Origin of the sequence: Mucilaginibacter agri (assembly GCF_009928685.1) — a bacterium.
GTDB classification, from domain to species: Bacteria; Bacteroidota; Bacteroidia; order Sphingobacteriales; family Sphingobacteriaceae; genus Mucilaginibacter; species Mucilaginibacter agri.
In genome coordinates this window covers 249358-263589 of record NZ_WWEO01000042.1, presented here as the reverse complement: position 1 = coordinate 263589, position 14232 = coordinate 249358, and the positions used below count along the sequence as shown (strand labels likewise).

The window sequence follows — 14232 nt, the reverse complement described above, 5'->3', positions numbered from 1 at the left end:
GGTATATTGGTATTTTAAATTGTAAAGGGTGTCCACTTCTGATCTGATTTACCCGAGGCAATTACATTTTCTGTAAACGCCATGCCACGTACGCCTTCTTCAACGCCCGGATAGTCGAGCCACTCGGGCTGTGCTTCTGTACCTTCCAAACCTGCCTTAACGGTAAGCGCAAAGTTTCGGTACAAGTTGGCAAATGCTTCGAGGTAGCCTTCAGGATGACCAGCCGGAGTGCGGGTATTGTGCTGAGCGTAGCTACTAGTGTAGCCGCCGCCCGTGCGATAAATTTCGGCAGGTTTATCAGGCCAGCGAACGATAAGCGAGTTGCAATCAACCTGCTGCCATTCTAAGCTGCCTTTTTCGCCTGATACGCTGATGCGTACGTTATTTTCTTCACCGGCTGCAATTTGGGTGGCTATTAACACACCGCTTGCGCCGCCGTCAAACTTCAATAATACAGCACCGTCGTCGTCCAGTTTGCGGCCTGGTACCACAACGTTTATATCAGCACACATGTGCGATACGCTTAACCCCGTAACATATTCGGCAAGGTTAAAGGCATGGGTACCGATATCGCCCATAGCACCTGCTATTCCGCTTTTACCCGGATCTGTACGCCAAGATGCTTGTTTGTTATCAGCGCCTTCTAAAAATTCACTTAACCAGCCTTGAGGGTAAGAAACATAAACTTTGCGGATCTTACCGAGTTTACCCGATTTGATCAGCTGTTTAGCTTCTTTCACCATCGGATAGCCGGTGTAAGTATGAGTAAGGCAAAACAGTTTGCCTGTGCTTTCTACTACAGTTTTCAGCTGTTTGGCTTCATCGAGCGAAAAGGTCATCGGTTTATCTAAAACCACATGGAAACCATTCTCTAAAGCCATTTTAGATGGCTCGAAGTGTACGTGATTCGGCGTAACGATGCTGATCACCTGCACACGCTGATCTTCCGGCAGTTGTTTTTCCTTTTCGATCAGTTCTTTATATGAACCGTAGATGCGGCTTTCGTCTAACCCTAAGGCTACACCACTAGCTTTCCCTTTTAACGGGTCGCTGCTGAAAGCGCCGCAAACCAATTCATATTCACCATCTATACGTGCGGCAATGCGGTGTACGGCGCCTATAAAAGCCCCTTGTCCGCCGCCGATCATTCCTAATCTTAGTTTCATTCGTAAAGTTAAAGTTCCTATTTGTTTGGTCGCATACCTTATTTGCAAGGTAGCAATTATTACAACCCCGTCATTGCGAGGAACGAAGCAATCCCAAACTATACAGAGCGGCTCTGTTTATAGGGGATTGCTTCGTTCCTCGCAATGACGAAATATTGATCCGGCTACTATGCTAACGCCCAGGCCTTGTCGCCTTTTTTGTAAGGATAGTTACCGTCAAATTTACCCGGTACAGGCAGATAACGCAATGCCTGGGTACAACCTACCTCGGAAGTAAAGTAGCCCAACAGCGTTAACTGCTTAATCATATAGTAAAAATGGTTTGGATCTTCTTTCTTTTTGGTTTTGGTGTAAGCAGCCTGCTCTTTATCCAGATCAGCCAACACAGCGGTACGCTGTTTAACATCTGCCTGCATAAATTTGACACTGAATTTTTTGTCAGCAGCCTCATCTATTTTACCCAGACCATCTAAGAATATTTTCTGGTCATCGGCAGTATAGCAGTCGCGTACCATTACACCCATAAACTCGCCAACCTTAGCTTCTTTAGCACCAGGGGTGTTGGTTTTAGGTAAAATAGTATCTGCAACCTCGTTTAAAAAGGCTACGTGATCTTTATCAAAAAGGTCTTCAACCTTACCGGCTGAAGGTTTACAACCCGACAAAAAGAATTCTGCACCGATAACTGTTCCTCCCAGTATCCATGCCACTCTTTCAATAGCTTCTCTTCTGTTCATAGTTTTATTTGGTTACTATGTTATTTGGTTATTGAGTTTTTTTAATTAATTACGCACCCAGGTTCCAGCCCTGGCGGTATTCGCGTTTTACATATTTGTTCACCGCATCAAAGTTGCTCACTTTCATAGCAGTATTATCCCACTCGTACTTGAGCTGACCGCCTGGCAGATCGTGACCGCGAACGGCAAGATTTGCCATCAACAATGCCTCGGTAAGCGGACCGGCAACTTCAAATGAAGAACTTAATTCTTTTTTACCATAACCAGCGATTGAAGCCTCAACCCACTGTGCATAGTGGCCGTCAGCCTGTCCGGGTACGCGAGCCCATTTTTGTGGTGCCTTAGCTTCTGCAGTACGCGATTTTGGTAACAGCGTTGCTGCTTGCGAATAAGTACTTGCAAACATTTTACCCTTGGTGCCGATAAACAATGTTCCGTTACCGTCTTCACCACCCCATTTTTCGTTAGGGCCAAGTTCATCTGGTCTTTCGGGTTGTATACCACCATCCATCCAGTGCATGGTTACATCGCCCTGGGTTTTTGCGGTTTTAGGGAAAGTTAAGGTAATATGGCTCGATGGCGGGCAGCTTTCAGGGAAAACGCCTTTTTTAAATTCGTCTACATATACGCTACCAACGCTGGCCTGCACACTTTTAACATACTTTAAATCAAGCACACGGAATGGCGCCTCAACTAAGTGGCAGCCCATATCGCCTAATGCGCCGGTACCGTAATCCCACCAGCCTCGCCAGTTAAACGGAACCAGTTTATCTACATAATCTTTGTATGGTGCAGTTCCTAACCACAAGTCCCAGTTTAATTCCTTAGGCACATCCGATTTAGTGGTAGGCCATTGGATACCTTGCGGCCAAACAGGTCGGTTTGTCCAGCAGTAAATGGTATGTACATCACCAATTTCGCCTGCATCGTACCACTCGGATAGCTGGCGGGTACCATCGTTAGATGCACCCTGGTTACCCATTTGAGTAACTACCTTATATTTTTTAGCAGCCTCGGTAAGCATACGGGCTTCATAAATATCGTGAGTTAGCGGTTTTTGCACGTAAACGTGCTTACCCAGCTGCATGGCATGATAAGTTATGATGGCATGGTTATGATCAGGAGTTGAAACAGACACAGCATCAAAGTTCTTGTGCTCTTTGTCGTACATTTCGCGCCAGTCTTTATAGTATTTCGCTTTAGGGAAATTAGACACCGTTTTTGCTGCGCGGCGGTCGTCCACATCGCACAGGAAAGCGATCTCGGCTTTTCCGCTTTTGTAAAAGTTTGCAATATCGCTCTCACCTTTTCCACCCACACCTACACTGGCAATTACCAAACGATCGCTTGGTGCAGTGAATCCTTTACCACCCAGTACATAGCGCGGAACTATCATGAAACCGGCTGCGGCTAGCGCACCGGTTTTAAGAAAATCGCGACGAGAGGATGTATTTTGTTGCTTCTCTTCGGGTTTATTGTCCATTGGTTGGATGAATTTTAAGTAGCTATTAAATGTTACCTTTCTTTAATTCTTCAACAGCATGATTAGCAGCGCGGGCTGTTAATGCCATATAAGTAAGCGATGGGTTTTGGCAAGCAGCCGATGTCATGGCAGCACCGTCGGTTACGAATACGTTTTGCGCATCCCAAACCTGATTCCATCCGTTTAGTACAGATGATTTAGGATCGCGGCCCATGCGCGCAGTACCCATTTCGTGGATACCTTTACCAAGAACGGCTTCCGTATTGTAGATGTTCACGTTTTTAACACCTGCAGCCTCAAGCATCTCTTTGGCATCGTTAGCCATATCGATACGCATTTTGGTTTCGTTATCTTTAATAACGGCGTTAATAACCGGTACAGGTAAGCCCCATTTATCTTTTTTGGTTTTATCCAGGTAAACGCGGTTATCGTGGTAAGGCAACGTTTCGCCGAAGCCACCGATACCCATTGTCCAGCCGCCTGGTTCGCCCAAGGCATCTTTAAATTCGCCACCTAAGTTTAATTCAGGGATATCGCGGCTCCATCTTTCGCGGCCTGCACCACCCTGGTAACCAAATCCACGGATGTAATCGCGTTTATCGCCATCCAGGTTGCGGTAACGTGGTATATAGATACCGTTTGCACGGCGCCCGAAAGTATATTTATCTTCATAACCCTCAACAATACCAGATGCGCCAACACCTAAGTGGTGGTCCATCAGGTTGTGGCCTAACTGACCGCTGCTGCTGCCCAAACCATCCGGCCAAATGTCGGTAGCTGAGTTTTGCAGAATCCAGGCAGTATTTATTGTTGATGCGTTAAGGAAAATAACCTTAGCATAGTATTCGTAAGTTTTGTTGGTTTCGGCATCCAGTACCTCTACCCCTTTAGCTTTTTTAGTGTCTTTATCGTACAATACCTTGGTTACAATGCTCCACGGACGTAATGTAAGGTTACCGGTTTTGGTAGCGGCAGGTAAAGTAGCAGATTGCGTGCTGAAGTATGCGCCGAACGGACAACCTAACCAGCATTTGTTGCGGTATTGGCAATTAGTACGACCTTCGTGCGGAACGGTAATGTTAGCCGTACGACCAATGATCATATGGCGGTTACCTTTGTAGTATGCTTTTAAACGTGCAGATACATCTTTCTCTACTATGTTCATATCCATAGCCGGCATAAAGTCGCCATCTGGAAGGATAGGCACCCCATCACGGTTACCAGAGATACCAGCAAATTTCTCTACATAGCTATACCATGGTGCCAGGTCGGCATAACGGATTGGCCAGTCAACAGCTACGCCATCTTTTAAGTTGGCTTCAAAATCGCTGTCGTGCCAGCGGTATGATTGCCTGCCCCACATTAGTGAGCGGCCGCCCACGTGGTATCCACGGAACCAGTCGAAAGGTTTTTCTTCAACGTAAGGGCTTTCCTTCTCGTTAACCCAATAATCTTCGTTAACCTCGGTTAACACGTAGTCGCGTTTTAAAACCGGGTGGTCTTCGATCATTTTTTGGGTACGCCCGCCGCGGTGTTCAAACTCCCACGGTGCCTTGTTGGCGTTTACATAATCCTTAATGTGCTCAATATTGCGTCCGCGCTCAAGCATCAGCGTTTTTAAGCCCTTTTCGGTAAGTTCTTTAGCTGCCCATCCGCCGGAGATTCCCGATCCAACAACTATTGCATCATAAGTATTGTTAGCTGACATAAAAAGAGAGGTATAATTTGGTTATTAAGGCCACCAATTTGGTTAGCCCCGCCTAATGTATGAAATTTTTTATTTCATATAAATACTTCATTGTGTTTTTCTCACACAATGAAGCTATTTATATTTAAACTATGTAATATTACCCTTTTTCATTTCGCTTACGGCATAGTCTACCGCCCTTGCGGTAAGTGCCATATAAGTTAGCGAAGGGTTTTGCGTCGATGTTGATGTCATACAGGCACCGTCTGTAACAAATACGTTATTACAGGCATGCATCTGGTTCCATTTGTTCAACATAGATGTTTTTGGATCGTTACCCATGCGCACCCCACCCATTTCGTGTATGTCGAGACCAGGAGCCTGTTTGCTATCATAGGTTTGGATGTTTTTGAAACCGGCTTTGGTGAACATCTCTGTCATCTGTTCAAAATAATCCTGCTTCATTTTAGCATCGTTATCATCGTAAGAGATATTGAACTTTAACAACGGTACGCCCCAGGCATCCTTTTGATTCGGATCTAAAGTAACCGTGTTCGATTTTTTAGGTATAGTCTCGCCCATCATGTGTGAGCCAACTTTCCAGTTAGTTAACGAAGGGTTACTAAGATTATCTTTTAAAGATTTGCCTACGCCACTTTCGTCGCTGTGGGCCCAACGTGATGCGCTGAAACCTGCTGCATAACCACGTAAAAAGTTCGTTTCTTGCTTTTTAACGTTACGGAACCTCGGAATATAGCCACCTCCCGCCGGGTTGCGGCCATCGGTCATCAGGTCCATGTCACCATCGTACTCGGCCGAGATGCGGGCACTATAATTATGGAAAGCTACGTATTTACCCAAAACGCCGCTATCATTACCCAATCCGTTAGGGAAACGCTGCGATTTAGAGTTAAGCAATACCAGGTTAGTATTAATAGCCGCAGCGTTAACAAATATAACTTTGGCATAGTACTCCATAACCTGTTTTGTTTCGGTATCCATAATACGCACGCCGGTAGCTTTGCCTTTTTTATCATCGAAGATTACCTCTTGTACCACAGAGTGCGGTCTCAACGTAAGTTTACCTGTTTTTAACGCCCAGGGAATAACGGTTGAGTTGGCACTGAAATAACCACCAAACGGGCAACCACGCTGACAAAGAATTCTCTTCTGACACATCACTCTACCCTGTTCGGTATGGATTGGCTGCGGCACAGATAAATGGGCGCACCGTGCGCTGATCACATTTCTGCCGGTATAATTACCACTCACCACTTTGCTGAAATGCCTTTCGACACTGTTCAACGGAAAAGCTGGTAGAAACTCGCCATCGGGCAGGTTGTCTAAACCATCTTTATTGCCAGATATACCCGCAAATTTCTCTACATAACTATACCAGGGTGCAAGGTCTTTGTAACGAATTGGCCAGTCTACGGCGAAACCATCGCGCGCCGGGCCTTCAAAATCGTATTCGCTCCAACGTTGGGTTTGGCGTGCCCACATTAGTGATTTACCACCAACCTGGTATCCGCGAATCCAGTCGAAGGGTTTATCCTGTACATAAGGATGCTCCGTATCTTTCACAAAAAAGTGCATTGCATCCTCACGGTAAGCATAGCAACGGCTTATAACCGGGTTAGCTTGTTGAATATCGTAAGGTACTTCGCCCCGATGCTCAAACTCCCAGGGATACATATTAGTAGTGGGGTAATCTTTGAGATGCTTTACATCGCGGCCACGCTCTAACATCAGAGTGTTCAGGCCTTTCTCGGTAAATTCTTTGGCAGCCCATCCACCGCTCATTCCCGAACCTATGATAATAGCATCAAAGGTGTTTTGCTTGGCGCTGTCAGTATTAAGATAAGCCATGTTTTAAAGTAGCTTTAAAGTTTTTAGCAGGATAATCGGGATTGTAACGGCCAGGAACCAGCTCGTATACGATTTCCTTGGTCATAAAATATTTAGAATTGGTATAACCGTAAATGGTTTCGCCTTTGGTAATGCCGTAAAACGTAAGCCTGTCATCTGCATCAGCCGGTTTTTTTGCGTTTTTACCTTGGGCTTTTTGATTTTCGGCCTGTTTTTTCTCGAGTTCGTTCAGCAAGCTTTCGCGCTGCGCCTGGCTTGCTTCGCCAAATGATTTACCAAAGCGGGTTTCGGCATCAGCCTTTAGCTTATCTAAACCAGACATAAATGCATCCTGATCGTTTTTGCTAAAGCAATCGTCAACCATTTTCAAAACAAACAAATGCAGGCTCAGATCTTTAGCCCCCGGGGTTGTGGTTTTAGGGATAATGGTTTCGGCAACATCAGCCAAAAATTTCTCCTGATCGGCACTTACATTAATTTTTTTAAGGGCGATAGATGCTTTACCTGTTTCGTGCAAACAAGATGGCAACAGTGCAGCACCGCCAATAACAAGAGCCAGATTTTTTATAACAGTACGCCTGTCCATCAAATCAATAGTTATAATTGGTATTAATAATTAACTTCTTAGCTAACGCTAAAATGCACCTAGGTTATACATGTGCAAGTTACATTTATTTTAAAAGGACTTAAACGTAACCCCACTTTTTCATGATTTGTAAATCTTTTTTTACACAATCAACCGGGTCTTTTCCCTGGTACGATTCCTGTTCTATCATGAAATGTGTGGTCCCTCCCGATTTGCGCGCCAGCGTAAGTATCTCTTGCATAGGCATTATACCTTCTCCAAGCAAACAACTGTCGTACCCATCACCAAGGTCGCCCTTTCCGCTGCTCCTAATCTCGTCTTTTACGTGCAATAATTCAAATCTTCCGGGATATTTTTTTAAATAGTAAATCGGTTTAGCACCTGCGCCTATCATGTTTCCAAAATCCATTTGTTGTGCAACCAATGCCGGGTCGGTATTCTGTAGAATAAAATCGTAAAGGTTGCCGTCGCCCATCTTAGTGGTAAACTCAAAGTTGTGGTTATGGTATCCAAACTTCATACCGTATGTTTTGCATAGCTCGCCGCATTTATTAAACTGTTGCATCAGCCGCTTAAGGCCTTCTGTGTCGCTGCGCAGATTTTCATCCAGCCAGGGGCTTAGCACAAAATGCTGGCCTACTTCAGCGCTGTCGGCTATTGTCTTTTTCCAGGTATCAGTAAAGTCATTCTTAACGGTGTCCCAATCTTCGGCCCCCATGCGGCTGTGGCCGCTTGGCATTTTTAAACCAAGGCCTTCCATCAGTTTTTTAAACTCTGCCGGGGTATAGCCATAGAACTTGCCATCGGCATAGCCAGCATGTTCTATATAGCGATAGCCACCATCGGCCAATTGTTTAAGCGTTCCGGCCGGGTCGGCCTTCATGGCTTCGCGTACCGAGTATAGTTGTAAGCCAACCAATTCTTTCCCTGCTGCCGAAGCAAACAGGCTATCTTTTAATAACGCTGTGCCGGCAATAGCCAACGCACCGGTTTTTATAAATGTTCTGCGTGATGAATTCATTAGGTAATTATTTTTCGATTGGAAAAGTTGGAAATAATAACTGTGAGTTGCTTACAAACGCCAGGTGCTTACTATCTGGTGCCCAGGATGGCGTATTAATAGTACCCTGGCCACCATATAAATAAGCAACCACTTTAGGTTCGCTACCGCCTTCTATTGGCAACATGCGCAGGTAAACATGTTTGTAAAACGGATGATCTCCGGCTGCAACTTCATCTTTCAGGAAAGTAATAAATACGATCCATTTGCCATCTGGCGAAATATGCGGAAACCAGTTATTAAAATCATCATGAGTGATCTGTGTTTGTTCAGAGCCGTCGGGCTTCATGCGCCAGATCTGCATCAGCCCGCTACGCACAGAGTTAAAGTAGATGTATTTACCATCAGGCGTATATTCCGGACCGTCGTCGAGGCCGGGCGCGGTGGTCATACGCACTTCTTCGCCACCTTTAGACGGGATGCGGTAAATATCAAACTCATTATTACGCTGACCGGTAAACACCAAATATTTGCCGTCCGGCGACCAGCCATGCATGTAGCTTGGGCCAACTTCGTTCATACGGCGAGGCTCGCCACCCGTTACAGGCACTACCCAACCAATAGAACCATTACTGCCTGTTGTAGAGCTACTAATAGCCAGCATTTTGCCATCGAAAGAAAGCACGTGATCATTATTATTCTGATTAACAGCACCTGTATTAAGCACAGCAGGCGTGTTGGTTTTCAGATCATATTTATATAACAGGCCTTCCTTATTGTAGATCAACGATTTGTTATCGTTAGTCCAATTTGGTGCCTGCAGAGATTTTGGCGTTTGATAAATGATACGGCTGTTTTGCGTAGCCACATCTAATATTTCTATCGCGCTGCCAATATATTTCTGATAACCGTTCATCGTCTTATCGGCAGGAACAACAACGCGCACATTGTTAAAAACTGCTTCTTCTGTAACATCCGGATTGTGCGAGCATACAAATAAGCCTACGTATACATCGTCGCCCAAGTCAACGTCTTTTATCTCTTCGCTTACAAAAGTGTTGCCCTTGCGCGCTACAGACATGGTATAGGTATTGCCGTGGCGTTCCAGTTGAATTACATCAGCACCCGTTATTTTAGATTTAATTTCTTCTGTGGTAGCACCTGTAGTGCGGCGGTATTGCAGCGAGGTTAAGCCATCGCCATGTTCAACCGCGTTAACATGTGCCGAAGCAGTATCCAGACTGGTTCGCACCATCCAGCCCCATTTGCGGTGCTGCTCTACCCCTTTGCCAATAAAAGCGGCGTTGGTGCGAAGCAGGAAATCGCCTTTCATTTTCTTCCACACAAAATGAAATTCGTCATGGTTTGCCCAAATGTTGGTACCCGATCCTTTGATATTATACTGCTGCAGGGCGGCGTTGTAAACAGCACTTCCGGCATGTTTAACCCGGCCTACATCGGTTTGTCCGTCAAATATTCCGGGGCCGCTCTGTGCATAAGCAGAAAGCTGACATGCAGCAGTAACCATTAAGCCCGCCACAAGGCAGCGCAGGGATTTGCTCATAAAAATTTGAAATTTAGGTATGCTCGTAATTGATTGCGCCTAAGTTAAAAATTCCGGCATACAATCAAATACCTCATTCCTATTAATTTAGTGTACTATTTTGTCAGCAATTACGGTTTCGTTCAAACTTTTTCAGTCATTATTTATTGATGGATATATGACGATAACCAACTACCCTGGAGAACCCTTCCCGCTTGGCGCAACCTGGAAAGGCAATGGTGTAAATTTTGCCTTATATGCCGACAAGGCCACTAAAGTGGAAGTCTGCCTGTTTAAAACCCCTAATGACGAAATTGAATATGCCAAGGTGGACATGATTGAACGCACACACCAGATATGGCATGTTTTCATACCCGATCTTAAACCCGGGCAGTTATACGGCTTCCGGGTAGATGGACCCTACGAACCCGAGAATGGTCAGCGTTTTAATGCTAATAAATTGCTGATAGACCCCTACGCTAAAGCCATTGCCGGACCAATAGAATGGCACGACTCGCTATTTGGATACGAATTGGGCAGCCCGGACGAGGACCTGAGTTTCAGCAAAACAGACAGTGCACCTTATCTGCCCAAAAGTGTAGTTGTTGATCCCGCTTTCGACTGGGAGGGCGATAAACAATTAAAAATCCCTTATACCGATACCGTAATATATGAAGCACATGTACGCGGTTTCACCAAACTTAATCCCGACATACCCGAACACATGCGGGGTAGCTATGCTGCTATAGGGCATCCCTCTACCATAAAATATTTGAAAGACCTGGGCATAACCACCCTGGAGCTGATGCCGGTTCACCACTTTTTAGCAGACCGGCATTTGAAAGAAAAAGGACTTACAAATTACTGGGGATATAATACTATAGGATACTTTGCCCCCGAAGTTTTGTATTGCTGTAATGGCATTGCAGGCGAGCAGGTTACCGAGTTTAAAAACATGGTAAAGGAACTGCATAAGGCGGGTATCGAAGTGATACTGGATGTGGTTTACAATCATACCGCGGAGGGCAACCAAATGGGGCCGACCATCTCTTTCAGAGGCGTTGATAATGAAAGCTACTACCGCCTGGTCGACGATAACAAACGTTTCTACATGGATTACACCGGCACGGGCAACACCCTTAATGCCAACCTGCCGGGCGTGTTGCGTTTAATTATGGATAGCCTACGCTACTGGATAACCGAAATGCATGTGGATGGGTTTAGGTTTGATCTGGCTGCTACGCTGGCTCGTGAGCTGCATGAGGTTAACCGCTTAAGCGCATTCTTCGATATTATCCACCAGGATCCTATTATATCGCAGGTTAAGCTTATTGCTGAACCCTGGGATATTGGCGAAGGCGGTTACCAGGTAGGTAAGTTTCCGGCTGGCTGGGGCGAGTGGAATGGCAAATACCGCGACTGTATCCGCGATTACTGGCGTGGAGCAGATAGCCAGCTGGCTGAGTTTGCCGAACGCTTTACAGGTAGCTCTGATCTTTACCGCGACGAATTCCGGCGACCTACAGCAAGCATCAACTTTATTACTGCACACGACGGTTTCACCCTTAATGATCTGGTAAGTTATAACGACAAGCATAACGAGGCCAACGGCGAAGAAAATAACGATGGCGAAAGCCACAACAGATCATGGAACTGTGGTGCCGAGGGCGAAACTGAAGACGAAGCTATTAACCAATTACGCGAGCGTCAGAAACGAAATTTCTTAACCACGCTATTCTTATCGCAAGGGGTACCTATGCTGGTGGCCGGCGATGAGATAAGCCGAACCCAGCAGGGTAATAACAATGCTTACTGCCAGGATAACGAAATCTCATGGTTAAACTGGGAGAAAGCCGACAAAGATCTGCTGGCCTTTACTCAAAAACTGATTCATTTACGACACAAACACCCCGCGTTCGGTCGCCGCAGATGGTTTAGGGGAGCACCTGTTAAAGAAGGCGGGCTGGATGATATAGCCTGGTTCTTGCCATCGGGAGAGCAAATGAATGATGAGCACTGGAATCACGACTTTGCTAAATCACTGGCTGTGTTTATGAACGGCAAGGCGCTTCGTTGGCGCAACGCTAAAGGCGAACAGATTATCGACGATAATTTCTACGTGATCTTTAATGCTCACGATCAGCCGTTGGATTACAAGCTTCCTGCAAATGAGTATGCAAAAGACTGGATTGTAGCATTAGACACCAGTAAAGATTTTGTAGAAGACGCCGACAAGTATACTGCAGAACAAACAATTAAGGTAGATGGACGCTCCATAATACTGTTGCACCACCCCTTAATTCATACATAACCATGGAAACGGCAAGAAGGACAATTGGCGTTAACATTAATAACAAAGGTGTTGATGCGCTGGTTTGGGCACCTAAAGCCCAGCAGGTTAGCCTTCGCATTTGCGAAGGACGTGTAGACTTACCTATGCAAGCGGAAGCGCATGGCTACTGGTCGTTACAAACAGATCAGCTTAAAGAGGGCGATCTGTATCGCTTTGTACTCGACAGGGAGAAATTTTTGCCCGACCCTGCATCGTTGAGCCAGCCTAAGGGTGTGCACGAGGCCTCACAAGTTATCGACCTGAGTGCTTTTAGTTGGACGGATGAGCATTGGCATAATACGGCCATGAGCAACTACATTATATATGAGCTCCATACCGGTACATTTACTCCCGAAGGAACTTTTGAGGGTATAGAAAGCAAGCTCGACTATCTGAAACAATTGGGCATTAATGCTATTGAGATTATGCCGGTGGCTCAATTCGCAGGTGAACGCAATTGGGGGTATGATGGTGTATATCCTTTTGCGGTTCAAAACAGTTATGGAGGTGCAAAAGCCTTACAGCATTTGGTTAACGCCTGTCATAAAAAAGGCATCGCTGTTGTACTTGATGTAGTTTACAATCACATCGGCCCGGAGGGTAATTACTTCGGCGAGTATGGCGCCTATTTTACCGATAAATATCATACCCCCTGGGGTAATGCCATTAACTACGATGATGCCTGGTGCGATGCCGTGCGCCGGTATTTTATAGAAAACGCTCTGATGTGGTTCCGGGATTTCCATATCGATGCCTTGCGGTTAGATGCAGTACATGCCATTAAAGATTTTAGTCCACAGCATTTGTTGGCCGACATTAAACAATATACTGAACAACTGAGTAGGCAAACTGGTCGTCACTTTAATCTTATTGCAGAGTGCGACCTAAACGATACCCGGTTTATCAACCCGCTTGATAAAGGTGGATTTGGGATGGATGCCCAATGGATTGATGAGTTTCACCATGCTTTACGCGTTACTGCAGGCGGTGAGATCAGCGGTTATTACGCAGATTTTAACGGCATTGAACATTTAGCTAAGGCCTATAATGACGCCTATGTTTATAACGGCCAATTCTCCGACCACCGGCACAAAAACTTTGGGGTAAAAACGGATAATCCGGGTGAGCAGTTTATTGTATTCTCACAAAACCACGACCAAGTAGGTAACCGTATGCCGGGCGAGCGGAGCAGCCAACTATTTAGTTTCGAAATGCAGAAGCTAATGGCAACTGCCGTATTCGTTTCTCCTTTTGTACCGATGCTCTTTATGGGCGAAGAGTGGGCAGAATCAAACCCGTTCCAATATTTTGTAAGCCATACCGATCCAGAATTGGCCGAGGCTGTACGCAAAGGCCGCAAAGCTGAATTTGCAGCCTTCCATGCCGAGGGTGAAGCACCCGACCCGATGAGCGAAGAAACTTTTACGCATTCGAAACTACAATGGCAATTGATAGATGAAGAGCCGCATAAAACTATGCTGGCTTATTATAAAAAGCTCATCAGCCTGCGTAAATACCTTTCGGTAATGTCAAATCTTCATCGAAACCAGGTTAAAGCATCGGCAGATAAAACTATCCAAGTACTAACGGTACAACGTTGGTTTCAGGGCGAATACATGGTAGCGTTGATGAACTTTTCGAACGAAATTCAACAAGTTTCACTACCCGCAACCGACAGAAAATGGGTAAAACAACTGGATTCCGCCGACCCCGATTGGAACGGGCCGGCAAAGAGCCCGGAAATTGCAGATTCAAATTCAACAGTAAGCATGCAGCCACAATCGGCACTAATTTATTGTATTGGATGATGGCTGAGTTCATTGGGGTGG

General features: G+C 45.6%; 10 protein-coding genes. 2 read left to right on the top strand and 8 right to left on the bottom strand.

All coding sequences use genetic code 11. The features are described 5' to 3' along the window. Positions 1–14 precede the first annotated feature (14 nt). From GSY63_RS11170 to GSY63_RS11135, 8 genes are all read right to left on the bottom strand, one after another. Complete coding sequence (locus GSY63_RS11170; protein ID WP_243749210.1) at positions 15–1166, bottom strand: Gfo/Idh/MocA family protein; 1152 nt, start codon at positions 1164–1166, stop codon at positions 15–17. Positions 1167–1333: 167 nt separating this feature from the next. Beyond that, positions 1334–1903, bottom strand: coding sequence for a gluconate 2-dehydrogenase subunit 3 family protein (locus GSY63_RS11165; RefSeq protein ID WP_166585884.1), 570 nt, complete (start codon positions 1901–1903; stop codon positions 1334–1336). A gap of 49 nt (positions 1904–1952) precedes the next feature. Beyond that, positions 1953–3386 (bottom strand): Gfo/Idh/MocA family oxidoreductase, encoded by a 1434-nt coding sequence (locus GSY63_RS11160; protein WP_166585883.1) that lies wholly within the window; start codon positions 3384–3386, stop codon positions 1953–1955. Between the two features lie 25 nt (positions 3387–3411). Then, on the bottom strand, positions 3412–5094 hold the full coding sequence (locus tag GSY63_RS11155) for a GMC oxidoreductase (protein ID WP_166585882.1): 1683 nt from the start codon (positions 5092–5094) through the stop codon (positions 3412–3414). A gap of 129 nt (positions 5095–5223) precedes the next feature. Then, entirely contained in the window at positions 5224–6942 is a 1719-nt protein-coding gene (locus tag GSY63_RS11150; RefSeq protein WP_166585881.1) for a GMC oxidoreductase, read from the bottom strand. Continuing rightward, complete coding sequence (locus GSY63_RS11145; RefSeq protein WP_166585880.1) at positions 6929–7528, bottom strand: gluconate 2-dehydrogenase subunit 3 family protein; 600 nt, start codon at positions 7526–7528, stop codon at positions 6929–6931. The genes GSY63_RS11150 and GSY63_RS11145 overlap by 14 nt, the downstream gene beginning before the upstream one ends. Before the next feature lie 100 nt (positions 7529–7628). Further along, complete coding sequence (locus GSY63_RS11140) at positions 7629–8549, bottom strand: sugar phosphate isomerase/epimerase family protein (RefSeq protein WP_166585879.1); 921 nt, start codon at positions 8547–8549, stop codon at positions 7629–7631. 7 nt (positions 8550–8556) lie between these two features. Further along, positions 8557–10092, bottom strand: a complete 1536-nt coding sequence (locus GSY63_RS11135; protein ID WP_208094520.1) for a TolB family protein — start codon at positions 10090–10092, stop codon at positions 8557–8559. A 100-nt stretch (positions 10093–10192) separates the two neighbouring features. On the opposite strand from GSY63_RS11135, the gene glgX reads away from it, so the two are divergent. Both glgX and treZ read left to right on the top strand, forming a co-directional pair. Beyond that, entirely contained in the window at positions 10193–12382 is a 2190-nt protein-coding gene (gene glgX / locus GSY63_RS11130) for a glycogen debranching protein GlgX (protein ID WP_243749209.1), read from the top strand. Positions 12383–12384: 2 nt separating this feature from the next. Beyond that, a complete protein-coding gene (gene treZ / locus GSY63_RS11125) occupies positions 12385–14211 on the top strand; it encodes a malto-oligosyltrehalose trehalohydrolase (RefSeq protein ID WP_166585878.1) in 1827 nt (608 codons plus the stop codon). Positions 14212–14232 lie beyond the last annotated feature (21 nt).

Excerpts from the sequence above, each read along its gene's own strand:
- GSY63_RS11170 (WP_243749210.1), bottom strand. The coding sequence starts at position 1,166 with ATGAAACTAAGATTAGGAATGATCGGCGGCGGACAAGGGGCTTTTATA.
- GSY63_RS11165 (WP_166585884.1), bottom strand. The coding sequence starts at position 1,903 with ATGAACAGAAGAGAAGCTATTGAAAGAGTGGCATGGATACTGGGAGGA.
- GSY63_RS11160 (WP_166585883.1), bottom strand. The coding sequence starts at position 3,386 with ATGGACAATAAACCCGAAGAGAAGCAACAAAATACATCCTCTCGTCGC.
- GSY63_RS11155 (WP_166585882.1), bottom strand. The coding sequence starts at position 5,094 with ATGTCAGCTAACAATACTTATGATGCAATAGTTGTTGGATCGGGAATC.
- GSY63_RS11150 (WP_166585881.1), bottom strand. The coding sequence starts at position 6,942 with ATGGCTTATCTTAATACTGACAGCGCCAAGCAAAACACCTTTGATGCT.
- GSY63_RS11145 (WP_166585880.1), bottom strand. The coding sequence starts at position 7,528 with ATGGACAGGCGTACTGTTATAAAAAATCTGGCTCTTGTTATTGGCGGT.
- GSY63_RS11140 (WP_166585879.1), bottom strand. The coding sequence starts at position 8,549 with ATGAATTCATCACGCAGAACATTTATAAAAACCGGTGCGTTGGCTATT.
- GSY63_RS11135 (WP_208094520.1), bottom strand. The coding sequence starts at position 10,092 with ATGAGCAAATCCCTGCGCTGCCTTGTGGCGGGCTTAATGGTTACTGCT.
- treZ (WP_166585878.1), top strand. The coding sequence starts at position 12,385 with ATGGAAACGGCAAGAAGGACAATTGGCGTTAACATTAATAACAAAGGT.